Raw genomic sequence first — 23,864 nt, forward strand, 5'->3', positions numbered from 1 at the left:
GGAAGAGAGGGTAGAAATGTATAGGTATTTACCTAAAAAAGGAAGAGTAGTTTGTATATTTTTGTTACGAAGAGAGAAAAACTAAAGAGAATTAAATCGTTTACATATTATTCTAAGAGAAAAAATAAGTGAAAAAGGGAATAATATAACAGTAGGTCAATGCTTACTAATACAGATGTAAAAAATAAAAACACGTTTGTGTAGTAGAAACCTGCATATTATTTATAAAAAAACGTATTCAAAGTAATTGACATCGTAATTAGAATAGTTGTAAACTAAAAAACGTGATCAAGATTGTATTAATATGTTTCTGAAAAAACATTAGTACAGATTGTTAGGTACACAAAATTATTCTCAACCGACATACAAACATGTTGGTTTACATCGTTGCGCTTTTTAAACTGGAAAATAGCCAGTGAAAGCGTTTCAGAATATGGTTCAAGAGAGGAAGAGGTGAACGGAATGGGTACTAAAACAAAAAAGACCCTATTTAATGTTGATGAGCAAATGAAAGCTATCGCAGCTCAATTTGAAACATTACAAATTTTAAATGAAAACGGTGAAGTTGTGAATGAAGCAGCTATGCCTGAATTATCTGATGATCAATTAAAAGAATTAATGCGTCGTATGGTGTATACTCGCGTATTAGATCAACGTTCTATTTCTTTAAACCGTCAAGGACGTTTAGGTTTCTACGCACCTACAGCTGGACAAGAAGCTTCTCAATTAGCAAGTCATTTCGCACTTGAAGCAGAAGACTTCATCTTACCAGGATACCGTGATGTACCACAATTAGTATGGCACGGATTACCATTATACCAAGCATTCTTATTCTCTCGTGGACACTTCATGGGTAACCAAATGCCTGAGAATGTAAATGCATTAGCTCCACAGATTATTATCGGTGCGCAAATCATCCAAACTGCTGGTGTTGCGTTAGGTATGAAACTACGTGGTAAAAAATCTGTTGCAATTACTTACACTGGTGACGGTGGTGCTTCACAAGGTGACTTCTACGAAGGTATGAACTTTGCAGGTGCATTCAAAGCTCCAGCAATCTTCGTTGTTCAAAACAACCGTTATGCAATCTCTACTCCAGTAGAAAAGCAATCTGCAGCTAAAACTGTAGCACAAAAAGCAGTAGCAGCAGGTATTTACGGAATTCAAGTAGACGGTATGGATCCATTAGCTGTATACGCAGCAACTGCTTTTGCTCGTGAGCGCGCAGTAAATGGCGAAGGCCCTACTTTAATCGAGACTTTAACATTCCGTTACGGTCCACATACAATGGCTGGTGATGACCCAACTCGTTACCGTACAAAAGATATCGAAAACGAATGGGAACAAAAAGACCCAATCGTACGCTTCCGTAAGTTCTTAGAAGCTAAAGGCCTATGGTCTCAAGAAGTTGAAGAGACAGTAATCGAAGAAGCAAAAGAAGATATCAAACAAGCAATTGCTAAGGCTGACCAAGCTCCAAAACAAAAAGTAACTGATTTAATGGAAATCATGTACGAAAAAATGCCTTACAACTTAGCTGAACAATATGAAATCTACAAAGAAAAGGAGTCGAAGTAAGCCATGGCTCAAATGACAATGATTCAAGCAATCACTGATGCTTTACGCGTTGAAATGAAAAATGACCCTAACGTACTTGTATTTGGTGAAGACGTTGGTGTAAACGGCGGTGTATTCCGTGCTACTGAAGGTTTACAAGCTGAATTTGGTGAAGATCGTGTAATGGATACTCCACTTGCAGAGTCTGGTATTGGTGGACTTGCAGTTGGTCTTGCACTTGAAGGATTCCGTCCAGTTCCAGAAATCCAATTCTTCGGTTTCGTTTATGAAGTAATGGATTCAATTTCTGGTCAATTAGCTCGTATGCGTTACCGTTCTGGTGGACGTTGGACTGCTCCAGTAACAGTTCGTTCTCCATTCGGTGGTGGTGTTCATACTCCTGAACTACATGCTGATAGCTTAGAAGGATTAGTGGCTCAACAACCTGGTCTAAAAGTTGTTATTCCATCTACTCCATACGATGCTAAAGGTCTTTTAATCTCTGCGATTCGTGACAACGATCCAGTTATCTACTTAGAGCATATGAAATTGTACCGTTCATTCCGTCAAGAGGTACCAGAAGGTGATTACACAATTGATTTAGGTAAAGCTGATATCAAACGTGAAGGTACAGATGTATCTGTTATCGCTTACGGTGCTATGGTTCACGCTGCATTAAAAGCTGCTGAAGAACTTGAAAAAGAAGGTATCTCTTTAGAGGTTGTTGACTTACGTACAGTTCAACCATTAGATATCGAAACAATCATCGCTTCTGTTGAAAAAACAGGTCGCGTAGTTGTAGTTCAAGAAGCTCAAAAACAAGCTGGTATTGCAGCTAACGTTGTAGCGGAAATTAACGACCGTGCAATCTTAAACTTAGAAGCTCCAGTTGTACGTGTTGCAGCTGCTGATACAGTATTCCCATTCTCTCAAGCAGAGAGCGTATGGTTACCAAACCACAAAGATATTGTTGAAGCTGTAAACAAAGTAATGAACTTCTAATTTTTAGCTTTTCATGTGCAAAAGAAATCAGCACATGCTGGCTTCTTTTGTACATATTCCATAATAATGAAATGAATCAGGGGGCTGAATTCCGTGGCATTTGAATTTAAACTACCAGATATCGGTGAAGGTATCCACGAAGGTGAAATCGTAAAATGGTTTATTAAACCAGGCGATGAAGTAAACGAAGACGATGTACTTCTTGAAGTACAAAATGATAAAGCAGTAGTAGAAATCCCTTCTCCTGTTAAAGGTAAAGTACTTGAAGTACTTGTAGAAGAAGGAACAGTTGCAATCGTAGGAGATACATTAATTAAATTTGATGCTCCTGGATACGAAAACCTTAAATTTAAAGGTGACGATCATGATGAAGCTCCAAAAGCTGAAGAAGCAGCAGTAGAAGCTCCAGCAGCGGAAGCTACTCCAGCAGCAACTGCAGAAGTAGTAAATGAGCGCGTAATTGCTATGCCATCTGTTCGTAAATACGCTCGTGAAAAAGGTGTAGACATTCATAAAGTAGCTGGTACTGGTAAGAATGGCCGTATCGTAAAAGCTGACATCGATGCATTTGCAAATGGTGGACAAACTGTAGCAGCAACTGAGGCTCCAGCAGCAGTAGAAGCTACTCCAGCAGCAGCGAAAGAAGAAGCACCAAAAGCACAACCAATCCCAGCTGGTGAATATCCAGAAACTCGTGAGAAAATGAGTGGTATCCGTAAAGCGATTGCGAAAGCAATGGTTAACTCTAAACACACAGCTCCTCACGTAACATTAATGGACGAAGTAGATGTAACAGAACTTGTTGCTCACCGTAAGAAGTTCAAAGCAGTAGCAGCTGACAAAGGTATTAAATTAACTTACCTTCCGTACGTTGTTAAAGCTTTAACATCTGCATTACGTGAATACCCAATGTTAAACACTTCTTTAGACGATGCATCTCAAGAAGTAGTTCATAAACATTACTTCAACATCGGTATCGCAGCTGATACAGACAAAGGTCTATTAGTACCAGTTGTTAAAGATACAGATCGTAAGTCTATCTTCACAATCTCTAACGAGATCAATGATCTTGCTGGTAAAGCACGTGAAGGTCGTCTAGCTCCAGCTGAAATGAAAGGTGCTTCTTGCACAATTACAAACATTGGTTCTGCAGGTGGACAATGGTTCACTCCAGTTATCAACCACCCAGAAGTAGCAATCCTTGGTATCGGCCGTATCGCTGAAAAACCAGTTGTGAAAAACGGTGAGATCGTTGCAGCTCCAGTATTAGCATTATCTCTAAGCTTTGACCATCGTTTAATTGACGGTGCAACTGCTCAAAAAGCGTTAAACCAAATTAAACGTCTATTGAATGACCCACAATTATTAGTAATGGAGGCGTAATAACAATGGTAGTAGGAGATTTCCCAATTGAATTAGATACAGTCGTTGTTGGTGCAGGTCCTGGTGGATACGTTGCGGCAATTCGTGCAGCACAATTAGGTCAAAAGGTAGCAATCATTGAAAAAGCTAACCTTGGTGGCGTATGCTTAAACGTTGGATGTATTCCTTCAAAAGCGTTAATCAATGCAGGTCATCGTTATGAGAATGCAATGCATTCTGATGACATGGGTATTACTGCAGAAAACGTAAAAGTTGACTTTACAAAAGTTCAAGAATGGAAAAACGGCGTAGTTAAGAAATTAACTGGCGGTGTTGAAGGCCTTCTTAAAGGTAACAAAGTTGAAATCATTCGCGGTGAAGCTTACTTCGTAGATGCTAATACATTACGCGTTATGACTGAAGATGCAGCTCAAACTTATACGTTTAAAAATGCTGTTCTTGCAACTGGTTCTACACCAATCGAAATTCCAGGATTCAAATACTCTAAACGTGTTATCAACTCTACAGGTGCTTTAAGCTTACCTGAAATTCCTAAAAAACTTGTTGTAATCGGCGGCGGTTACATCGGTATGGAATTAGGTACTGCATATGCTAACTTCGGTACAGAAGTTACTGTAGTAGAAGCTGGCGACGAAATCTTAGCTGGTTTCGAAAAAGCTATGAGCTCTGTTGTTAAACGTGCTCTACAGAAAAAAGGTAACGTAAATATCCATACAAAAGCTATGGCTAAAGGCGTTGAAGAAACAGAAACTGGCGTAAAAGTTAGCTTTGAAGTTAAAGGTGAAATCCAAACTGTAGAAGCAGATTACGTATTAGTAACTGTAGGTCGTCGTCCAAACACTCAAGAAATCGGTCTTGAGCAAGTTGGAGTTAAAATGACTGACCGCGGCATCATCGAAATCGATGAGCAATGTCGTACAAATGTACCAAACATCTATGCAATCGGTGATATCGTTCCTGGACCACCATTAGCTCACAAAGCTTCTTACGAAGGTAAAGTAGCTGTAGAAGCAATTAGTGGCCATGCATCAGCTATCGATTACATCGGAATTCCTGCAGTATGCTTCACTGATCCAGAACTAGCATCTGTTGGTTACACTAAAAAACAAGCTGAAGAAGCTGGAATGACTGTAACTGTATCTAAGTTCCCATTCGCTGCTAACGGTCGTGCATTATCATTAAACAGCACTGACGGTTTCCTACAACTTGTAACACGTAAAGAAGATGGTCTTCTTGTAGGTGCTCAAGTTGCAGGTGCAGGTGCTTCTGATATTATTTCTGAGATTGGTTTAGCTATCGAAGCTGGAATGACAGCTGAAGATATCGCTCAAACAATCCATGCTCACCCAACATTAGGTGAAATCACAATGGAAGCAGCTGAAGTTGCTCTTGGAATGCCAATTCACATTGTAAAATAATTTAAGTAATGTAAATAGCCCTTCTCTTATTGTAAGAGAGGGGCTATTTTTATTTTCATCAAATGACTTGCAAGGTCTTTAAACGTACTTGTCGAATGAATATATAATACTTTAACAAATGATTCAGGCTTAACTTACTTCGAAGGTAATATATATCATCCTATAATATGTAATTGATTCAAACTTACCCCCATATATTAATAAAATAGAGCATGTCAAAGGAGAAGGTTCCATGAAAATATTACATGTTATATTTTATCATTTACTACTATGGAGTGGCTTTTCCACTGTATTAACATTATCGAATGGTGATAAGTTTCATTATAAAGTTATTCTTTTTTTCGTATTTCTATATTTAGCCTATGTAATAGCATATTTTGTATTGCACGTAAGAAAGCAAGCTTTATTTCTTACATGTTCGAATTGTATATTATTTTTAATCATATTATCTATTTTTTAAATTAGCGTTTATAAAAATACATTGTTCTTCCATTAAATAATTGTAACTCTCCTTCTAATTTCTTCGCTAAAAAACGGCAAAATTCATTTGCTTTCCCTTTGTCACCAAATGTTGCATTAGGTGGTAAAGAAACTTGGATGAAAGATTGTTCATTTTCTATACCAACACCAATATAAATTGAGTCATACCGGTCGTGAGTGGATTGAAGTTTTAATGTTGTTGTAGATGTATCTAAAATTTCATAAGGAAAAGCGGTATTTGTATACGTGTAATTAATTTGGGCACCAGTTTTAGAAGTAACTGTTTTATAATAATGAAAAAGTTGTTTTATATCATCTATTGAAACTGATTGTTGGTTGGATTTCGGTACAAGCGTAATAAAGGCGTGTTGCATATAAGTTCCCCCTAGCTTAGTAGAATACTATCATTCTACATCCTACTGAATTTTTTGACAATTAAAAGGAGTATTACATGTTTTGTTTAATATACTATTAATGAAACGTGATGTAGAAAGGTGGAAACCGATGTTTGAAAAATTGTATGATGAGCATGAAAGTGTGAAGGTACGATTTTTAGGGTTTATGACACATGATACACGTTATGATTTTGGTGTTATTTATACAAATATGTTTTTTGGAAAGCCGCTCATTGTTTGTATGCAAACAGGAAGGTCTACTTTACTCGGACGAGATGATGTAGAGAATGTTCAATATATACAGGAGATTTTTAAATTAGGATCAGAAGAGGAAGCAAAGGAGTTAGCTCAGTTTTTCAAATTTCTAGTTCCGTCAACTTCTTTACATGCGGAATATGAAGAATAATTAATGTGAAACAGTCGTACTTATAAATATGGCTGTTTTTTATTTTAATATCGCATACTAATTTAAATTAAAAATATTTAATGTGTTATACTAAAAACCTATTGACGTAAAAAGTATAACATATTAAAATAAAGACAGAAAGTTAAGCGGTTACAAAAAGTTTTTGGGATTATAAACTTAGGGGGAAATGAAAAATGGGAACAATCGTATGTCAAGATTGTGAAGGTACAATTGCACACTTCGAAGATGAGAAAGTAACGGTACTTTACGGGAAATGTGGATCTTGCGGATGTGATCACACAGAGCATACAAAAGCCCAATAATTGATAGGAAATGGACAGCTAAAAGTTTTTAGGACCATAAACTTAGGGGGAAATGAAAATGGGAACAATCGTATGCCAAGTATGTGAAGGAACAATCGGACATTTTGAAGATGAGAAAACGACGGTACTTTACGGAAAATGTGGAACAAATTGTGACTGTGCTAGAAAAGATAATGCGAAAGCTTAATGATAAATAAATAGATTACTATTAAAACTCAGGGGGAAATGAAAATGGGAACAATCGTATGCCAAGTATGTGAAGGAACAATTGGACATTTTGAAGATGAAAAATCAACAGTACTATACGGGAAATGTGGATCTCATTGCGAATGTGACCATAAAGAACATACAAAAGCTTAATAATAAGAAAAAGCGCCTACATGTGTAGGCGCTTTTTTAATAAATTGTAGTTGTATGACCAACTGTTGCAACGATTGCATCATCTCTAATTGGAATAAAGCTTATGGATGTATGTGGTGTACTAGAAGAAGCATATTGGCTCATTATACGGCTATCGATACGGGTAATAGTATCAGTCAAGAAAGCTGAAATAAAAGCGTAAGGGACTCTTCGTTCATTTAATGAATAAATAATTTCTTCTTTTGTTTTTACACCCACGCCATGTCCGTAAAAAAAGAAATTTCCTAAATAGATTGTGTTTTCTCCTTGCCACTCAATCGTAGCTGGATTCACTTGTGGGTTTTTAAAGTAAACGAGGTCACCTGGAACAAGATCGCCACCGTTTTTTGTTATGAGCCTTAGATCTTGATCGTAGTCCCATGTATAAAGTAAAAGATTTGCAAATAGACGATTGAAAGTTTCTTCCTCATACAATGATAGTAAAGCTTTATAAAAAATAATGATCATAGCGGTTGCGCATTCAGTTCCATATAGTTTTCCATTTTTAAAAATATCTTGTATGGCAATAGAAGATGGTATGTTTGGAAGAAGCTCGAATCCTCCAAGGGATGTTCTTTTCCAATACTGGGGGTTGCAAAAGGATTGTTGAAATGTGCGAAACTGAAATCCACTTTGAAAAAGCTCTAGTGCAGAGATAATAATATTAACTCGTAAATTGAGATCAAAGCTGAGTTCATCAGCTGTTCGGAAGGAATAAACTTCTTGATTTCCTGCCATTATTGATAAAATTTGTTGTTTCTCTGCTGCAAATGGCTCATATTCATTTGTAATATAAGGATGTACAATAGAACGGCCTATTACAATCATAATAGTATCCCCACCTATACGTTACATTCTTAAGTATCGTATGAAGAAAAGGAAAAAAGGTGAAAAAAAAGCCTATCAACTGATAGGCTTGTACTCTTTAATAACACGTAATGTTTGTAATGTCATATCTTCAGGACCTTGTACAGGTAAACCTGCTTCTAAGTTTTTCCGAATATACTCTAAGTTTTCTTGTGTAATAATTTCCCCCGGAGTAAAGATTGGAATCCCTGGCGGATAAACCATAACAAAATCAGCTATAATACGACCCGCTGCATTTTCAAATGGGATGACTTCTGTTTCCGAATAAAAAGCATCTCGAGGAGAAAGTGCTAGCACTGGAATTTCTGGAATCTCTACTTGTACTTGAACACCTTTATCTGCCCTATTTCTAAATGTTGCTGCTAAATCGTGTAAAGCTGCAATAAGTGTATTTGTATCACTTTCTGTATCTCCCAAAGTGATAAGACATAGTATGTTGTATAGATCTGAGAGTTCTACTTCAATGTTATATTGCTCTCTAAGCCATACTTCAGCTTGGTGGCCGGTAATACCTAAATCTTTTACAGATACAATTATCTTTGTAGGATCATAGTTAAAGGTAGCATCTGTACCTAACATTTCTTTTCCAGGACAGTAAAGATGCTCAATAGAATTTATAGCATCACGAACATGCTCAGCTAATTGTATTGTTTGTTCTATGAGTGCTGTTCCTTCTGTAGCAAGACGTTTTCTCGCAACATCAAGGGATGCTAACAAGATGTAAGAAGTTGATGTAGTTGTAAGCATACTAATAATAGATTGGACATGCTTTACATTCACTAAGCCTTCTTTCACATTAAGAATAGAACTTTGAGTTAAAGAGCCTCCTAATTTGTGAACACTTGTTGCTGCCATATCCGCACCAGCTTGCATCGCTGACATAGGTAATTCATCGTGAAAATGAATATGAACACCATGAGCCTCGTCGACTAGTACAGGGATGTCATAAGAATGTGCTAATTGTACAATCTGTTCTAAGTCTGCAGCAAACCCAAAGTACGTTGGGTTAATAACAAGTAAGCCCTTTGCATCTGAGTGCTCTTCAAGTGCTTTTTTGACAGATTGAATTGTGATTCCATGAGAAATACCGAGCTTCGGATCGATTTCAGGATGCATGAAAATCGGTTTTGCACCTGAGAAAATAATAGCTGACATTACTGATTTATGCACGTTTCGTGGTACTAGGATTTTGTCACCAGGACCGCAAACGCTCATCACCATTGTCATAATAGCGCCACTTGTACCTTGAATAGAAAAGAAAGTATGATCTGCACCGAATGCAGCGGCTGCTAAATCCTGTGCTTCTTTAATCATACCTTTTGGATGATGTAAATCATCGAGTGGCGCAATATTAATTAAATCAATTGCTAATGCATTATGCCCAATAAATTCGCGAAATGTAGGATCCATGCCCTGTCCTTTTTTATGACCAGGAATATGGAATTGAATTGGATTTCGCTTACTGTGCTCAACTAAAGCGGTAAACAATGGTGTTTCGTATTGGGACAATCTATACACCCCTTCTTCTTCATAATATTTAGTGTAATTTGTTTTATATAATCCTGCTCTAAAAAAGTGTAGCCTTTTTTAGAATAAGGCTTGTTTTTCTGCCATTCAAAAAATCGTTTTTGAGATGGTAGCTTCACTTTATTTTCTATAAAACAAAAGCATTATATCACCAATAATTATAGATGTATAGAAAAAAATGTTTTTAAGGTGAGTATGTTTAATAGTTAGCCTCAACTAATGAATAGAGGAAGACAATTCCATTAAAATGAATAAATAGTGTATAATGCAGAGTGGCTATAATGAAGAATAAAATATTCTCTTTAAGATAGCATAATGAAACAAGAAGAAATGATAAATGAGGTGCGAAATGGAATATCAATATCCGTTAGATTATGATTGGTCAAATGAGGAAATGGTTACAATTGTTAAGTTTTATGAAGCGATTGAGAAAGCTTATGAAAAAGGGATTATAAGAGAAGAGTTAATGGGTTTATATCGTCGTTTTAAAGAGATTGTTCCATCGAAAGCAGAAGAAAAGAAAATTGATAAAGAATTTCAAGAAGTAAGTGGATACTCTATATATCGTGCTATTCAAAGGGCAAAAGAAGTCGAAGAACAAAAGCTCGTAAAAATGTAAAAATATTTTGAAAAATAAAAACTGAAGTGATATAATGTGATAACAACTAAAAACGGACAATATAAATTGTCCGTTTTCTACTATCGATTACACAGTGCATATAAAGGAAGGAGTGATTGCATCGTAGATTCAATCTTAGCAAGGAATTGTTCGTTGGTCATTGCTGAAAACTCCTCTGGTGATATATGAATACCAACTAATAATTCTGCTTTTTTTACAGTAGCTAATCGTTCAATCATCTTTTGTAAGTCTTCGGTTTCAAGTGTTTTATGTAATTTCACACTTGGTTTAGTATGGTCAATGGACCAAACGAAGTCATTTGGAATATTTGTTTTTAAATCATTTAAATGTTCTAAGAAGGCATGAGCCGTCTCAACTTTTTGTGGACACTCATAGATTAAACCAAAGTATATGAAGGCATGAGTACCCCATAAGCCGATTTGGAAATGCGGTAGCATTTTATATCCTCGTTTATTTGTTGAAAAAGCAACCCAAGTATCGTTTGGTGGATTGACTTTGCGGCGTGCGTGTTTTGCAACATGATAAAAAAAGTTCTCATCAGTTTGTTTGGATAAGTATTCTGCAAATTGTTCCCCTAAAGCTTCTAGCTTAGGATGAATGTTCGTTTTAATTGCACTCATTCGTTCTTCGAGACCATCAACTGTAAAGACATCAAAATCAGTTGACTTGAATGTTTGTATTGTCATGATTGTTCCTCCAACTCCTATTTTGCTTTTATTTTAGCATAGCTTGTACTATTCATAAAAAAAACAGCACAAAAAAATTTAAATAAAAAAATATAATTTTGTTGCATAGATGATTTATCCAACATAGTATAGTATAAAACAAAAAATCAGAAAATTGAATCAATTATAGTCCGAGGGCAGACGAATATTGGGAGGAGGCAAATAATATGAGACAGGTGATTAATGCGTTAAAGAGAACAGATGCTGAAAAGAGAATACCGGTGCTACGTTTGGAGCTAGATTATGAATTAGCAACTTTATATGATGCGATGATGGAAGATGACAAACAGAAAAAAGAAGAGTGTGTACAAAAGTTAGAAGTGTTAAGACTTGAAATGATTCGTTTAGAAGCGTAATAATAGTATATGTATAAAAAATTAGTTGGTGCGAACCTTATAAAGGGTTCGTTTTTTCTGTGAACAGTATAGATCGGAGTGTTTAAACATGCAAGAAGTATGGAAAGACATTGATGCACACGCCAAACGGTGGATTCGGGATGCAGGAGAGCATTTAATGGCATCAATGAAAAAAGCACTTATTATAGAAACAAAATCAAATGCAGCTGACTTAGTTACAAATATGGACCGAGAGATAGAACAGTTTTTAATTGGGAAAATTAAAGAAACATTCCCGAATCATAATATTTTAGGAGAAGAGGGTTATGGAGACGAGATAACGTCTTCTGACGGGGTTGTTTGGTTAATTGATCCAATTGACGGCACGATGAACTTTGTTCATCAAAAAAGAAATTTTGCGATTTCAATTGGGATTTATGAGAACGGTATCGGAAAGATTGGACTTATATATGATCCAGTGCATGATGAACTATATCATGCAGTCAAGGGATATGGAGCTTTTTGTAATGATATATCAATTCCTACACTGAAAAAAGGAACTGTAGAGCAAGGTATTGTAGCTTTAAATGCGATATGGCTTACAGATAATCCATTGCTTAATATGGAAAGTATGATGGCACTTGTTAAGAAAGCAAGAGGCACAAGATCATATGGCTGTGCAGCGTTAGAGATGGTATACGTTGCAACAGGAAGAATAGATGCATATGTAACGCCGAGATTATCACCATGGGATTTTGGCGGAGGAAAGATAATTGTAGAAGAAGTTGGAGGTAAGGTGACGACATTCTCTGGAGCGCCACTTTCTATCATAGAGAAGAGCAGTGTGTTAGTTGCAAAACCAGGAGTGTATGAAGAAGTGTTATCGTTTATATGAGAGCAACAAAAAAAGTAAGAGGCTGTGTATAAGCTTCTTACTTTTTAGCGTTATTGTGATTTGCGCATTTTTCTTTTTGTTACAAAACCGTATCCAACTGTAACAAATGTGCCGATAATGCAAATAATAATACCGATTGGACTATTTTCAGCAATCATAATGCCGATACCGATTAAGAAAATAACACCGATAATTGCAGTTAATAAAAAGCGATATTGAATGTGTTCCATTTCTTCACCCTCCAATCTCATTTTACTTTCACAAAAGTAAGAATACAACTATATTTTCATTCTTGCTTTTATTTTAATTGCTATTGTATCCCCTTCGCTCTTATAATAGAGAAGGATTAAAAAGACATTAGGAGTTGGACATGTTGAAAAAACGACAAGATTTACGTAATATAGCAATTATTGCCCACGTTGACCATGGTAAAACAACACTTGTTGACCAGTTATTACGTCAAGCGGGGACTTTCCGTGCGAACGAACACGTTGAAGAACGCGCAATGGATTCAAATGATCTAGAAAGAGAACGCGGTATTACAATTTTAGCGAAAAATACAGCGATTCACTATGAAGATAAAAGAATTAACATTTTAGATACACCTGGTCACGCTGACTTCGGTGGAGAAGTAGAACGTATCATGAAAATGGTTGATGGTGTTTTACTTGTTGTTGATGCATATGAAGGTTGTATGCCACAAACACGATTTGTTTTAAAGAAAGCTCTTGAGCAAAACTTAACTCCAATCGTAGTTGTAAACAAAATTGACCGTGACTTCGCTCGTCCAGATGAAGTAGTTGATGAAGTAATCGACTTATTCATTGAGCTTGGTGCAAACGAAGATCAATTAGAGTTCCCAGTTGTATTTGCATCAGCAATGAACGGAACAGCAAGCTTAGATTCAAACCCAGCAAATCAAGAAGAGAATATGAAATCATTATTCGATACAATTATCGAACATATTCCAGCACCAATTGATAACAGCGAAGAGCCACTTCAATTCCAAGTAGCACTTCTTGATTACAACGACTACGTTGGACGTATTGGAGTTGGTCGCGTATTCCGCGGTACAATGAAGGTTGGACAACAAGTTGCTTTAATGAAAGTAGACGGAAGTGTGAAGCAATTCCGCGTAACGAAATTATTCGGTTACATGGGATTAAAACGTCAAGAAATTGAAGAAGCAAAAGCAGGGGACTTAGTAGCCGTTTCTGGTATGGAAGACATTAACGTAGGTGAAACAGTATGTCCAGTTGAACATCAAGATGCGTTACCATTATTACGTATTGATGAGCCAACACTACAAATGACGTTCCTTGTAAATAACAGCCCATTTGCAGGTCGTGAAGGTAAATACATTACATCTCGTAAAATTGAAGAGCGTCTTCGTTCACAATTAGAAACAGATGTAAGTTTACGTGTAGATAATACAGATTCTCCTGATGCGTGGATCGTATCTGGACGTGGGGAACTACATTTATCTATCTTAATTGAAAACATGCGTCGTGAAGGTTATGAATTACAAGTATCTAAGCCAGAAGTAATCATTAAAGAAGTTGATGGCGTAAGATGTGAGCCTGTAGAGCGTGTACAAATCGATGTACCTGAAGAATACACTGGTTCTATTATGGAATCTATGGGTGCACGTAAAGGTGAAATGTTAGATATGGTGAATAACGGAAACGGTCAAGTTCGCCTTACTTTCATGGTTCCAGCACGTGGTTTAATTGGTTACACAACAGAATTCTTAACATTAACTCGTGGTTACGGTATTTTAAACCATACATTCGATTGCTACCAACCAGTACACGCTGGACAAGTTGGTGGACGTCGTCAAGGTGTTCTAGTTTCACTTGAAACAGGAAAAGCATCACAATACGGTATTATGCAAGTTGAAGACCGTGGTGTAATCTTCGTTGAACCAGGTACAGAAGTATATGCTGGTATGATTGTAGGAGAACACACTCGTGAGAATGACTTAACAGTTAACGTTGTGAAAATGAAACAACAAACTAACATTCGTTCTGCGACGAAAGATCAAACTTCAACAATGAAGAAACCACGCCTAATGACTTTAGAAGAATCATTAGAGTACTTAAACGATGACGAGTTCTGTGAAGTAACTCCAGAATCAATTCGTCTACGTAAAAAGATTCTTGATAAGAGTGAGCGCGAAAGAGCTGCTAAGAAAAAGAAATCTGTCGAAGCGTAAAAATAAAAAAACAACGCCCTTTATAAAGGGCGTTGTTTTTTTATTTTGTTTATTTTTTAGAATATTTACTCATTTTTGTGGACAGTATTTTTTTTGCGAGTTACTCTTGTATTAAGTGTATAAAGAAAATTGCATTTTACTGCTAGGGGGGAAGAGTGTGTTAGAAAGGATGTCTTTTTTTGCAAAATTGTGTAAGGTAGATGAAAATCCAGAGTTAGGAATGTGGTTACTTTATGGGACGATTATTATATTAAGTGCTCTCGTTTATAATTTAGGGTTTGCTAGAAAGTTGTCTGTACTAAAAAATATTGTGATATACATATCATTAGCAATTGGATGCACAGTATTAACCTTTTTTGCTGTGTTTTTACCTGTTGGAGAAGGACTTGTTGTAGCGGCAATTGTACTTGGAATTTATAGATTGCGTTTGCGTCAAGCGAAACAACAAAAAGCAGGATAAGGAAGGGGAGTTTTCATGCGTTCAGTACAAGATGCACTATATAATTGGTTAACAATTAAAACAGTTGCGGAAGCACGCCCAGATGATAGTGCTGCAAAAGAAACATATTTGTTATTTCAAAATATGATATATGAAGAACATAAATTAAGAAATGTTGAAGTCGAAAAGAACGAGGAAATGTATTTAATTACATATGAAATGAATGGAGAACGGAAATCTGCAAGGTTTCCGTTAGAAGCCATTGATTGTTTTTTGGATCAGATGAATCGTGAACCAGAAAAATATAAATAAGTCCTTATCTATATGAGTAAGGACTTATTTACATTTTACCAATCATCTTCGATTTTTTTATCACGATATAATCGAAAATTACCACTTGCATGACGTTCCATTGTACGCTCTGCAATTCGTTCCGAACATTCCATGCACATATATGTATGAATAGGGCGATTACGCAGTTTTTTTGCCATAGGATTTTCATCATCTAACATATCTTTTTTATCACAAATCATACATTTGACTCTCATTTCGTCACCTCAATACGAATTCTATCAGTATAAGTATATCATGGAAGTATAATGTTTTTGAATAATAGTGGGAAAAAATAATATTTTCGCAATTCAAAAAATAAGTTATGATAAGGATATACCAAGTATGTTTGGAGGTGAAAATATGGCGAATGTAGTAGAGCCTACCTTAACAGAGGATTTAGTACAAACGTTGCGTAAAGAGTGTATTGTTATGATAGCAACGACAGATTTCGAAAAGCAAGTTCCTAACGTAAGTGCTATTTCTTGGGTGTATGCAGTGAGTAAAACTAGTATTCGATTTGCAGTAGATCAACGTTCACGTATTGTGGAAAATATACGGCATAATACAGGTGTGGTATTGACTATAATGGCGAATGAATCCGTATTTTCTATAAGTGGTGCAGGTGAAATTTTGACAGATAGAATGGAAGGTATTTCTCTAAAATTAACTGTAATAGAAGTAAATGTGCAAGAAGTGCGTGATGTTATGTTTTATGGAGCGAAACTTGCAATTGAACCAACATATGAAAAAACATATGATCTTCGGGCAGCGAAAAAGCTGGATAATGAAGTGTTAGTAGGGATAAGAGAATTATAAAGATGCTAAATAGGAAATTCGTTTATTCACTTTTGTAATCGGTTATTGTGATTTAACGTTAATAATTATAATAAAAAGTAATATATTGAATAGAAATGAATAAAGAATAAATAAAAGGTTTAATGACTATGATTTTCGATTCTACCTCGTTTACACGGTACATATAATTATAACAATGGTTCGTCCATATTGTATGGATGAAACCCTTGTTCTACAAATTTAAAAGTGGAGTCAGGGGGTAACAGGTTGGATAAAATTTATGTGTTAGATACGAATGTACTTTTGCAGGATCCTTTATCTATTTTTTCATTTGAAACCAATGAAGTAGTGATTCCAGCAGTTGTATTAGAAGAGGTTGATTCGAAAAAACGTTATATGGATGAAGTAGGACGAAACGCTCGTTATGTATCTAAGTTAATAGATAAATTTCGTGAAATAGGAAAGCTGCATGAAAGTATCCCGCTAGAAAACGGCGGAACATTTCGTATTGAATTGAACCATCGTTCATTCGTGCAACTACAAGATATTTTTGTAGAAAAAACAAATGATAATCGAATTTTAGCTGTAGCAAAAAATCTATCTTTAGAAGAACAGGAAAAAGAGGACGGGAAGTCTGTTATTTTGGTAAGTAAAGATGTGCTCGTAAGGGTAAAAGCTGATGCAATTGGTTTGAAGGCTGAAGATTATTTAAGTGATCGCGTAATTGAAGTAGAAAATATATATTCTGGCTTTTTAGAAGGATATATATCAAAAGAACAATTGGATTATTTTTATGAGAAAGGTGAATTGCCTCTATCTGAAATTGCGAATCATCCTTTTTACCCAAATCAGTTTGTAGTGATGAAAGATGCATTAGGGGGCTCTAGTTCTGCTCTTGGCATTGTGGATCACTTAGGTAAGAAGGTAAAGAAACTTATTTTTCACAATGAACAAGTGTGGGGGATACGACCACGAAATGTGCAGCAAATTATGGGATTAGAATTGTTGCTTCGTGAAGATATTCCGCTTGTAACGTTAACGGGGAAAGCCGGCACAGGAAAAACGTTACTTGCGTTAGCTTCGGGACTTATGCAAACAGAAGACTTAGGGTTATATAAAAAATTACTTGTGGCAAGACCAATTGTTCCAGTCGGAAAAGATATCGGTTATTTACCAGGAGAAAAAGAAGAAAAGTTAAGACCATGGATGCAGCCAATTTTTGATAACCTAGAGTATTTATTTAATACGAAAAAGCCAGGAGAGTTAGATGCTATTTTAGCTGGAATGGGTTCGATTGAAGTAGAAGCCCTTACTTATATACGCGGGAGAAGTATTCCAGATCAGTTCATTATCATTGACGAAGCACAAAATTTAACAAAGCATGAAGTGAAAACGATATTAACTAGGGTAGGGGAAAAGAGTAAGATTGTATTGATGGGAGATCCTCAGCAAATTGATCACCCATATTTAGATGAATATAATAATGGCTTAACATATGTTGTAGAGAAGTTTAAAGAACAGCGTATTAGTGGTCATGTGAAGTTTGTTAAAGGGGAGCGATCTAATTTAGCTCAACTAGCAGCAGATTTATTGTAAAAAGGAGTGAGCTTAAGCTCACTCCTTTTCTTTAAATAATTGTAAATTTACGGATGTTACGGATTGGATTTTGTTGATTAGATCCATCATTGAAATAGAGATGAACAGGCCCGTCTTCTTTTAATGGTTTTCCTTCTTTTGAAAAGCCTAGTATAGCATTTTTGACAGTTTCTAATGGAAGTGTCATTGTATGATCTACCGTTTCAATTTCAACTTGCCTAGCGTCCTCTAAAATTTCAGCGTTAGCAAGAAATGGATGAAATGGTATACCAAATGTTCCAGTAATCAGCTGTTCTTTTTTATATTTCTTCACACTTTGTTGTATTGGAGGAAAAGCGGCACCATCACGGATTTCGCGATCCCAATGTTCTGAAGTGTTTTTTAAATAAGTTTCTAGTTCAGACGTGTTTTCTCTAGTTTCATCAAAGTAAGTTGTCAAATCTACTTTTCGATCATCAAAGATCCAAACAGTTGGATCAATAGTGATTGGAAAACGTACTTTTCCGTTAATAAATAAAATTTCGCTCATTGTTGTTCCCCCATTTGTGTTATACTCCCACTTTTCAGTATAATAGTATTAGACACTGTTGTCACAAAAAATGTTTCTATTGCAATTTATTAAAACTATCGCTAATATTAATAGATAGGATAGAGGAGAGTAGGACGGAAACGGAGGGAATCAATTTGGCGTCTGAGACAGTAGCAAATCATCAGGAAAAGGCACTAGCCCTTCTACAAGCGGATGCAGAGAAGATTTTAAGACTTATTAAGGTGCAAATGGACCATCTTACAATGCCGCAATGTCCATTATATGAAGAAGTGTTAGACACACAAATGTTTGGACTATCCCGCGAGGTCGATTTTGCGGTTCGCCTTGGTCTTATTGCAGAAGAACAAGGGAAAGCAATGTTAGGTGAGCTCGAACGTGAGTTATCTGCACTTCATGAAGCATTTACAAACAAACAACAATAACGGGTTCAAATAAGGGGGCTCAAACTAAATTAGTTTGAGCTTTTTATTTGTATAATAAAGCAGGAAGAATCAATGTACATATGGAATACAACAATAATTAAATTGAAACAGAAAGAGGAAATGAAATGAAAAAAGTATGGAAATCAATGGATTATTCATTATTACTTCCTCTTGTTATCTTATGTGTGCTGGGAGTAATAATGGTATATAGTTCTAGTTCCATTGTTGCGATTTCGAGGCATAACTGGCCGGCAAATTACTTTTTTAAAAAACAATTAATAACTTTAGCTATTGGAACGGTATTGTTAGTAATTGTAGCTTCGTTACCTTATAAGTTTTGGAGAAAACGAATAATTTTATCGGCGATGGGGCTAGGGAGTATTGCTTTACTAGCAGCAGCCTTGATTTTTGGTAAGGAAATAAATGGTGCAAAAGGTTGGATATTAGGTATACAGCCCGCTGAATTTGTTAAATTATCGATTATTATTATATTAGCTCGCTTTTTTGCAAGGAGACAAGAAACAAATACACCTGTTTTTAAAGGGTCGGGACTTACACTTGGTTTTGTTGGAATGGCAATGTTTTTAATTTTAAAGCAAAATGATTTAGGTACCGATTTGTTAATTGCAGGAACAGTAGGGATTATGTTTCTTTGTTCAGGAGTAAGGATTAATTTATGGATTAAACGAATTGTTTTAACTTCTATAGTATGGATTCCAGCTCTATATTTTTTGGCTAATTATAAATTAAGTGGATATCAAAAGGCACGTTTTTCAGTTTTTCTTGATCCATTCAATGATCCTCAGAATGATGGATTCCAATTAGTAAATTCTTTTATTGGAATTGCTTCAGGAGGGCTAAATGGTCGAGGATTAGGAAATAGTGTGCAAAAATATGGTTATTTACCAGAACCTCAAACAGATTTTATTATGGCTATTATATCTGAAGAATTAGGTTTTATTGGTGTAGCTATTATTTTAATTTGCTTGCTACTTATTATTATTCGTTCATTCAGGATTGCTCAAAAATGTAACGATCCTTTTGGAAGTTTAATTGCAATCGGAATTGCAAGTTTAATAGGAGTACAAACTTTTGTTAATGTTGGTGGTATGTCTGGATTAATACCGCTTACTGGAGTGCCTTTACCGTTTATTAGTTATGGTGGAAGTTCTTTAATAGCTAATCTACTTGCAATGGGAATACTACTTAATATTGCTAGTCACGTGAAACGACAAGAGAAACAACAGAATGGTGTAATGAAAGAAAGAGAACAAAATGGACCACATCTTGTAGTTGTAAAATAAAAACACATTGTGCTTTAGAGCATGATGTGTTTTTTATTTTTAAGTAGTTTTAAATATGATGTACTAATTTCTCTTTCAGTTAAAAGGTATATCACATTAAGTTAAATGTGATATACAATTAAGTTGTTAGAAAAGGAAGAGGTATGCTATACTATTTTTGTGAAACAAATTGCACAGAAAACTTATCATTTGTTAGAAAATAAGGTATGATGGATAAAAATAAAGTGAAGCTTTCTAAGTATAATATAATGTGGAAAGTGAAGAACTTCACGCTTTTTAAGGTGTGTATATATTTTATCTCTAGAGTGGTAGGAAAGTAGAGGGGGAAAATCATGACAAAGCTGCAACGTATTCAAAAAGTATTGGTAGCTAACCGTGGAGAGATTGCAATTCGTGTGTTTCGAGCTTGTTCGGAACTTGGATTAAAAACAGTTGCAATCTATTCTAAAGAGGATAGTGGTTCTTATCATCGCTATAAAGCCGATGAGTCCTATTTAGTTGGGGAAGGAAAAAAACCAATTGATGCTTATCTAGATATTGAAGGCATTATTGAGATTGCAAAAAGTAATCATGTAGATGCAATCCACCCTGGATATGGTTTCTTGTCAGAAAATATTCAATTCGCTAAACGTTGTGAAGAAGAAGGAATTATCTTTATCGGTCCGAAAAGTAAGCATTTAGATATGTTTGGAGATAAAGTGAAAGCAAGAACACAAGCGCAGCTAGCACAAATTCCAGTTATACCTGGTAGTGATGGTCCAGTAAATTCATTAGAAGAAGTCGAAAAATTTGCTGAAAAGTATGATTACCCGATTATTATTAAAGCATCCCTTGGGGGTGGCGGTCGTGGTATGCGTATTGTGCGTACTAGTGAGGAATTAGGAGAATCATATAATCGAGCGAAATCAGAAGCGAAAGCAGCTTTTGGTAATGATGAAGTTTACGTCGAAAAATTCGTTGAAAAACCTAAACATATAGAAGTACAAATTTTAGCAGATGAAGAAGGCAATGTTGTTCATTTATACGAGCGTGACTGTTCTGTACAACGTCGTCATCAAAAAGTTGTAGAAATTGCACCGAGTGTATCACTTTCAGATGATCTGCGTCAGCGTATTTGTGATGCTGCTGTGAAGTTAACGAAAAATGTAAACTATTTAAATGCAGGAACAGTAGAATTCCTTGTAAAAGATGATGAGTTTTACTTTATTGAAGTAAATCCACGTGTTCAAGTAGAACATACGATTACAGAAATGATTACGGGAGTAGATATTGTTCAATCACAAATTTTAATAGCGGATGGACATTCATTACATAGCAAAATGGTAGGTGTTCCGAAGCAAGAGGAAGTAGTTGTACATGGATTTGCAATTCAATCTCGTGTAACAACTGAAGATCCGCTAAATAATTTTATGCCGGATACAGGAAAAATTATGGCGTATCGATCAGGTGGTGGTTTTGGTGTGCGTCTTGATACAGGAAATAGCTTCCAAGGTGCAGTTATTACACCGTACTACGATTCTTTACTTGTAAAAGTTACAACTTGGGCACTTACTTTTGAGCAAGCTGCTGCAAAAATGGAACGTAACTTAAAAGAATTCCGTATTCGTGGTATTAAAACAAATATTCCATTCCTAGAGAATGTAGTAAAGCATAAAAACTTCTTATCAGGAGAATATGATACTTCATTTATCGATGCGTCACCTGAATTGTTCTTGTTCCCGAAACGTAAAGACCGTGGAACGAAAATGTTAAATTACATTGGTACAGTAACAGTAAATGGTTTCCCAGGAGTAGGGAAAAAAGAAAAACCAATATTCCCAGATGCTCGTATTCCATGTTTAAAACATTCAGAGCCAATCCAAAATGGAACGAAACAAATTTTGGACGAGCGTGGAGCGGACGGATTAGTAAAATGGGTACAGGATCAAAAACGTGTACTTTTAACGGATACAACATTCCGTGATGCACACCAGTCATTACTTGCAACTCGTATTCGTACAAAAGATTTACATCAAATTGCGGAGCCAACAGCGAGAATGTTACCGAACCTATTCTCAGCGGAAATGTGGGGCGGTGCAACGTTTGATGTTGCGTATCGTTTCTTAAAAGAAGATCCATGGGAACGATTACTAGATCTTCGTGAAAAAATGCCGAACGTGTTATTCCAAATGTTACTTCGTTCTTCAAACGCAGTTGGATACAAAAACTATCCAGATAATTTAATTCAAAAATTTGTGGAATGTTCTGCTCAAGCAGGCATTGATGTATTCCGTATTTTTGATAGTTTAAACTGGGTGGAAGGCATGAGAGTTGCAATTGACGCTGTACGAGACACTGGTAAAATTGCAGAAGCAACAATGTGCTACACAGGGGATATTCATGATCCACTGCGTAGTAAATATGATTTAAATTATTATAAAAATTTAGCAAAAGAGTTAGAAGCATCAGGAGCTCACATTTTAGGTATTAAAGATATGGCGGGCTTACTAAAACCAAATGCAGCATATGATTTAGTTTCTGCATTAAAAGAGACAGTGTCGATTCCAATTCATCTGCACACGCACGATACGAGTGGAAATGGTATATTAACGTATACGAAGGCAATTGAAGCAGGTGTTGATATCGTCGATGTAGCAGTGAGTTCTATGGCTGGTCAAACGTCACAACCAAGTGCGAACACGCTATACTATGCGTTAGGCGGAAACGAAAGACAACCAGATGTTAATATAGATTCTTTAGAAAAACTATCTCACTATTGGGAAGATGTACGCAAATACTATGCACCGTTTGAAAGTGGTATGAATGCGCCTCATACAGAGGTATATATGCATGAAATGCCGGGTGGGCAGTATAGTAATCTTCAGCAACAAGCGAAGGCGGTTGGTTTAGGAGATCGCTTCGATGAAGTGAAAGTAATGTACCGCCGTGTGAATGACATGTTTGGAGATATTGTAAAAGTAACACCATCATCAAAAGTTGTTGGTGATATGGCATTATTTATGGTTCAAAACCATCTAACAGAACAAGATGTTTTAGAGCGTGGACATGCGATGGACTTCCCAGGGTCTGTTGTTGAAATGTTCTCTGGTGATTTAGGTCAACCGTACGGTGGTTTCCCGAAAGAATTACAAAAGATTATTTTAAAAGGGAAAGAGCCATTAACAGTAAGACCAGGTGAATTACTAGAGCCAGTAGATTTCGAAGCGTTAAAAGAAGAATTATTCCATAAACTTGGACGCGAAGTAACGATTTTTGATGTAGTAGCATATGCTTTATATCCAAAAGTATTTATGGATTATGAAAAAGTTGCTGAGCTTTATGGAAATGTATCTGTACTTGATACACCGACGTTCTTCTATGGTATGAGACTAGGTGAAGAAATTGATGTAGAAATTGAACAGGGTAAAACATTGATGGTTAAACTAGTATCAATTGGAGAACCTCAGTCGGATGGAAACCGTGTTCTTTACTTGGAATTTAACGGTCAACCACGTGAAATTATCGTGAAAGACGAGAGTGTAAAAGCAACAGTTGCACAACGTGTGAAAGGAAACCGTGAGAATCCAAATCATATTAGTGCAACGATGCCAGGAACGGTAATTAAAGTAGTTGTAAAAGAAGGCGACGAAGTGAAAAAAGGCGATTCTATGGCAATTACAGAAGCGATGAAAATGGAAACGACAGTTCAAGCGCCGTTCAATGGTAAAGTGAAGAAAGTATATGTTAACGATGGTGATGCGATTCAAACGGGTGATTTACTTATTGAATTAGATCACTAAAATAAGAAAAGAGCTGTGTAAATACAGCTCTTTTCTTATTGCAAAAAATCCCTTGCCGAATTGGCAAGGGATTTTAGTT

Annotated in this window: 27 protein-coding genes; 20 read left to right on the plus strand and 7 right to left on the minus strand. The window is 36.0% G+C overall.

Annotated features, from left to right (window positions below; all coding sequences use genetic code 11):
- Nucleotides 1–462 precede the first annotated feature (462 nt).
- From pdhA to B9A45_RS09565, 5 genes are all read left to right on the plus strand, one after another.
- Nucleotides 463–1,578: a pyruvate dehydrogenase E1 component subunit alpha gene (gene pdhA, locus B9A45_RS09545; protein WP_000536895.1), complete on the plus strand. Its 1,116-nt coding sequence runs from the start codon at nt 463–465 to the stop codon at nt 1,576–1,578.
- Between the two features lie 3 nt (nt 1,579–1,581).
- Nucleotides 1,582–2,559 (plus strand): pyruvate dehydrogenase complex E1 component subunit beta, encoded by a 978-nt coding sequence (pdhB, locus tag B9A45_RS09550; RefSeq protein ID WP_000068168.1) that lies wholly within the window; start codon nt 1,582–1,584, stop codon nt 2,557–2,559.
- Between the two features lie 93 nt (nt 2,560–2,652).
- Complete coding sequence (gene pdhC / locus B9A45_RS09555; RefSeq protein WP_000863419.1) at nt 2,653–3,942, plus strand: pyruvate dehydrogenase complex dihydrolipoyllysine-residue acetyltransferase; 1,290 nt, start codon at nt 2,653–2,655, stop codon at nt 3,940–3,942.
- Nucleotides 3,943–3,947: 5 nt separating this feature from the next.
- A complete protein-coding gene (lpdA, locus tag B9A45_RS09560; protein ID WP_000260104.1) occupies nt 3,948–5,360 on the plus strand; it encodes a dihydrolipoyl dehydrogenase in 1,413 nt (470 codons plus the stop codon).
- A 232-nt stretch (nt 5,361–5,592) separates the two neighbouring features.
- On the plus strand, nt 5,593–5,820 hold the full coding sequence (locus B9A45_RS09565) for a hypothetical protein (RefSeq protein ID WP_000697469.1): 228 nt from the start codon (nt 5,593–5,595) through the stop codon (nt 5,818–5,820).
- 1 nt (nt 5,821) lies between these two features.
- On the opposite strand, the gene B9A45_RS09570 is transcribed toward B9A45_RS09565, so the two are convergent.
- Entirely contained in the window at nt 5,822–6,214 is a 393-nt protein-coding gene (locus B9A45_RS09570) for a DUF1885 family protein (protein WP_001163302.1), read from the minus strand.
- 130 nt (nt 6,215–6,344) lie between these two features.
- Between B9A45_RS09570 and B9A45_RS09575 the strand changes: the two genes are divergently transcribed.
- From B9A45_RS09575 to B9A45_RS09590, 4 genes are all read left to right on the plus strand, one after another.
- A complete protein-coding gene (locus tag B9A45_RS09575) occupies nt 6,345–6,641 on the plus strand; it encodes a DUF3055 domain-containing protein (protein ID WP_000462038.1) in 297 nt (98 codons plus the stop codon).
- A gap of 194 nt (nt 6,642–6,835) precedes the next feature.
- Entirely contained in the window at nt 6,836–6,964 is a 129-nt protein-coding gene (locus B9A45_RS09580) for a GapA-binding peptide SR1P (RefSeq protein WP_000536778.1), read from the plus strand.
- 58 nt (nt 6,965–7,022) lie between these two features.
- A complete protein-coding gene (locus tag B9A45_RS09585; RefSeq protein ID WP_000536803.1) occupies nt 7,023–7,151 on the plus strand; it encodes a GapA-binding peptide SR1P in 129 nt (42 codons plus the stop codon).
- A gap of 44 nt (nt 7,152–7,195) precedes the next feature.
- Complete coding sequence (locus B9A45_RS09590; protein ID WP_000536796.1) at nt 7,196–7,324, plus strand: GapA-binding peptide SR1P; 129 nt, start codon at nt 7,196–7,198, stop codon at nt 7,322–7,324.
- A gap of 36 nt (nt 7,325–7,360) precedes the next feature.
- Here B9A45_RS09590 and B9A45_RS09595 read toward each other — a convergent pair whose 3' ends face one another.
- Both B9A45_RS09595 and speA read right to left on the minus strand, forming a co-directional pair.
- On the minus strand, nt 7,361–8,191 hold the full coding sequence (locus tag B9A45_RS09595; RefSeq protein ID WP_000635340.1) for a protein-glutamine gamma-glutamyltransferase: 831 nt from the start codon (nt 8,189–8,191) through the stop codon (nt 7,361–7,363).
- Nucleotides 8,192–8,266: 75 nt separating this feature from the next.
- Nucleotides 8,267–9,739, minus strand: a complete 1,473-nt coding sequence (speA, locus tag B9A45_RS09600; protein WP_000084898.1) for an arginine decarboxylase — start codon at nt 9,737–9,739, stop codon at nt 8,267–8,269.
- 367 nt (nt 9,740–10,106) lie between these two features.
- Here speA and B9A45_RS09605 point away from each other — a divergent pair, with 367 nt between their 5' ends.
- Nucleotides 10,107–10,376 carry a UPF0223 family protein gene (locus B9A45_RS09605; RefSeq protein WP_000456552.1) on the plus strand — a complete coding sequence of 90 codons (270 nt, stop codon included), beginning with the start codon at nt 10,107–10,109 and terminating at the stop codon, nt 10,374–10,376.
- 80 nt (nt 10,377–10,456) lie between these two features.
- Here B9A45_RS09605 and B9A45_RS09610 read toward each other — a convergent pair whose 3' ends face one another.
- Nucleotides 10,457–11,083, minus strand: coding sequence for a YktB family protein (locus B9A45_RS09610; RefSeq protein WP_000155317.1), 627 nt, complete (start codon nt 11,081–11,083; stop codon nt 10,457–10,459).
- A 206-nt stretch (nt 11,084–11,289) separates the two neighbouring features.
- Between B9A45_RS09610 and B9A45_RS09615 the strand changes: the two genes are divergently transcribed.
- Nucleotides 11,290–11,478 (plus strand): hypothetical protein, encoded by a 189-nt coding sequence (locus B9A45_RS09615; protein WP_001250164.1) that lies wholly within the window; start codon nt 11,290–11,292, stop codon nt 11,476–11,478.
- A gap of 88 nt (nt 11,479–11,566) precedes the next feature.
- Nucleotides 11,567–12,352 (plus strand): inositol monophosphatase family protein, encoded by a 786-nt coding sequence (locus B9A45_RS09620; protein ID WP_001158705.1) that lies wholly within the window; start codon nt 11,567–11,569, stop codon nt 12,350–12,352.
- Between the two features lie 50 nt (nt 12,353–12,402).
- On the opposite strand, the gene B9A45_RS09625 is transcribed toward B9A45_RS09620, so the two are convergent.
- On the minus strand, nt 12,403–12,582 hold the full coding sequence (locus B9A45_RS09625; RefSeq protein WP_000400127.1) for a DUF5325 family protein: 180 nt from the start codon (nt 12,580–12,582) through the stop codon (nt 12,403–12,405).
- Nucleotides 12,583–12,722: 140 nt separating this feature from the next.
- On the opposite strand from B9A45_RS09625, the gene typA reads away from it, so the two are divergent.
- From typA to B9A45_RS09640, 3 genes are all read left to right on the plus strand, one after another.
- Nucleotides 12,723–14,567, plus strand: coding sequence for a translational GTPase TypA (gene typA, locus B9A45_RS09630; RefSeq protein WP_000914762.1), 1,845 nt, complete (start codon nt 12,723–12,725; stop codon nt 14,565–14,567).
- Nucleotides 14,568–14,724: 157 nt separating this feature from the next.
- Nucleotides 14,725–15,027: a YlaH-like family protein gene (locus B9A45_RS09635; protein WP_000893662.1), complete on the plus strand. Its 303-nt coding sequence runs from the start codon at nt 14,725–14,727 to the stop codon at nt 15,025–15,027.
- A 15-nt stretch (nt 15,028–15,042) separates the two neighbouring features.
- Nucleotides 15,043–15,318, plus strand: a complete 276-nt coding sequence (locus B9A45_RS09640) for a hypothetical protein (RefSeq protein ID WP_001258147.1) — start codon at nt 15,043–15,045, stop codon at nt 15,316–15,318.
- A 35-nt stretch (nt 15,319–15,353) separates the two neighbouring features.
- Here B9A45_RS09640 and B9A45_RS09645 read toward each other — a convergent pair whose 3' ends face one another.
- On the minus strand, nt 15,354–15,554 hold the full coding sequence (locus tag B9A45_RS09645; protein WP_002082250.1) for a YlaI family protein: 201 nt from the start codon (nt 15,552–15,554) through the stop codon (nt 15,354–15,356).
- A 145-nt stretch (nt 15,555–15,699) separates the two neighbouring features.
- On the opposite strand from B9A45_RS09645, the gene B9A45_RS09650 reads away from it, so the two are divergent.
- Together B9A45_RS09650 and B9A45_RS09655 are read left to right on the plus strand one after the other, a co-directional pair.
- Nucleotides 15,700–16,155 (plus strand): pyridoxamine 5'-phosphate oxidase family protein, encoded by a 456-nt coding sequence (locus B9A45_RS09650; RefSeq protein WP_000024597.1) that lies wholly within the window; start codon nt 15,700–15,702, stop codon nt 16,153–16,155.
- A gap of 246 nt (nt 16,156–16,401) precedes the next feature.
- Entirely contained in the window at nt 16,402–17,730 is a 1,329-nt protein-coding gene (locus B9A45_RS09655; RefSeq protein WP_000358083.1) for a PhoH family protein, read from the plus strand.
- A 31-nt stretch (nt 17,731–17,761) separates the two neighbouring features.
- On the opposite strand, the gene B9A45_RS09660 is transcribed toward B9A45_RS09655, so the two are convergent.
- A complete protein-coding gene (locus B9A45_RS09660) occupies nt 17,762–18,259 on the minus strand; it encodes a molybdopterin-binding protein (RefSeq protein ID WP_001289807.1) in 498 nt (165 codons plus the stop codon).
- A gap of 155 nt (nt 18,260–18,414) precedes the next feature.
- Between B9A45_RS09660 and B9A45_RS09665 the strand changes: the two genes are divergently transcribed.
- The 3 genes from B9A45_RS09665 to pyc all read left to right on the plus strand — a co-directional run bounded on the left by B9A45_RS09665 (nt 18,415) and on the right by pyc (nt 23,785).
- Nucleotides 18,415–18,702 carry an Fpa/YlaN family protein gene (locus B9A45_RS09665; protein WP_000135694.1) on the plus strand — a complete coding sequence of 96 codons (288 nt, stop codon included), beginning with the start codon at nt 18,415–18,417 and terminating at the stop codon, nt 18,700–18,702.
- 125 nt (nt 18,703–18,827) lie between these two features.
- Nucleotides 18,828–20,006, plus strand: a complete 1,179-nt coding sequence (locus B9A45_RS09670) for an FtsW/RodA/SpoVE family cell cycle protein (RefSeq protein WP_000758413.1) — start codon at nt 18,828–18,830, stop codon at nt 20,004–20,006.
- A gap of 332 nt (nt 20,007–20,338) precedes the next feature.
- Nucleotides 20,339–23,785, plus strand: a complete 3,447-nt coding sequence (gene pyc, locus B9A45_RS09680; protein WP_000164088.1) for a pyruvate carboxylase — start codon at nt 20,339–20,341, stop codon at nt 23,783–23,785.
- The last annotated feature ends 79 nt before the right edge of the window (nt 23,786–23,864 follow it).

The sequence above is a fragment of the Bacillus sp. JKS001846 genome (assembly GCF_900176455.1).
Lineage (GTDB): Bacteria > Bacillota > Bacilli > Bacillales > Bacillaceae_G > Bacillus_A > Bacillus_A cereus.

Excerpts from the sequence above, each read along its gene's own strand:
- pdhA (WP_000536895.1), top strand. The coding sequence starts at position 463 with ATGGGTACTAAAACAAAAAAGACCCTATTTAATGTTGATGAGCAAATG.
- pdhB (WP_000068168.1), top strand. The coding sequence starts at position 1,582 with ATGGCTCAAATGACAATGATTCAAGCAATCACTGATGCTTTACGCGTT.
- lpdA (WP_000260104.1), top strand. The coding sequence starts at position 3,948 with ATGGTAGTAGGAGATTTCCCAATTGAATTAGATACAGTCGTTGTTGGT.
- B9A45_RS09565 (WP_000697469.1), top strand. The coding sequence starts at position 5,593 with ATGAAAATATTACATGTTATATTTTATCATTTACTACTATGGAGTGGC.
- B9A45_RS09570 (WP_001163302.1), bottom strand. The coding sequence starts at position 6,214 with ATGCAACACGCCTTTATTACGCTTGTACCGAAATCCAACCAACAATCA.
- B9A45_RS09575 (WP_000462038.1), top strand. The coding sequence starts at position 6,345 with ATGTTTGAAAAATTGTATGATGAGCATGAAAGTGTGAAGGTACGATTT.
- B9A45_RS09580 (WP_000536778.1), top strand. The coding sequence starts at position 6,836 with ATGGGAACAATCGTATGTCAAGATTGTGAAGGTACAATTGCACACTTC.
- B9A45_RS09585 (WP_000536803.1), top strand. The coding sequence starts at position 7,023 with ATGGGAACAATCGTATGCCAAGTATGTGAAGGAACAATCGGACATTTT.
- B9A45_RS09590 (WP_000536796.1), top strand. The coding sequence starts at position 7,196 with ATGGGAACAATCGTATGCCAAGTATGTGAAGGAACAATTGGACATTTT.
- B9A45_RS09595 (WP_000635340.1), bottom strand. The coding sequence starts at position 8,191 with ATGATTGTAATAGGCCGTTCTATTGTACATCCTTATATTACAAATGAA.
- B9A45_RS09605 (WP_000456552.1), top strand. The coding sequence starts at position 10,107 with ATGGAATATCAATATCCGTTAGATTATGATTGGTCAAATGAGGAAATG.
- B9A45_RS09610 (WP_000155317.1), bottom strand. The coding sequence starts at position 11,083 with ATGACAATACAAACATTCAAGTCAACTGATTTTGATGTCTTTACAGTT.
- B9A45_RS09615 (WP_001250164.1), top strand. The coding sequence starts at position 11,290 with ATGAGACAGGTGATTAATGCGTTAAAGAGAACAGATGCTGAAAAGAGA.
- B9A45_RS09620 (WP_001158705.1), top strand. The coding sequence starts at position 11,567 with ATGCAAGAAGTATGGAAAGACATTGATGCACACGCCAAACGGTGGATT.
- B9A45_RS09625 (WP_000400127.1), bottom strand. The coding sequence starts at position 12,582 with ATGGAACACATTCAATATCGCTTTTTATTAACTGCAATTATCGGTGTT.
- typA (WP_000914762.1), top strand. The coding sequence starts at position 12,723 with ATGTTGAAAAAACGACAAGATTTACGTAATATAGCAATTATTGCCCAC.
- B9A45_RS09640 (WP_001258147.1), top strand. The coding sequence starts at position 15,043 with ATGCGTTCAGTACAAGATGCACTATATAATTGGTTAACAATTAAAACA.
- B9A45_RS09645 (WP_002082250.1), bottom strand. The coding sequence starts at position 15,554 with ATGAGAGTCAAATGTATGATTTGTGATAAAAAAGATATGTTAGATGAT.
- B9A45_RS09650 (WP_000024597.1), top strand. The coding sequence starts at position 15,700 with ATGGCGAATGTAGTAGAGCCTACCTTAACAGAGGATTTAGTACAAACG.
- B9A45_RS09660 (WP_001289807.1), bottom strand. The coding sequence starts at position 18,259 with ATGAGCGAAATTTTATTTATTAACGGAAAAGTACGTTTTCCAATCACT.
- B9A45_RS09670 (WP_000758413.1), top strand. The coding sequence starts at position 18,828 with ATGAAAAAAGTATGGAAATCAATGGATTATTCATTATTACTTCCTCTT.
- pyc (WP_000164088.1), top strand. The coding sequence starts at position 20,339 with ATGACAAAGCTGCAACGTATTCAAAAAGTATTGGTAGCTAACCGTGGA.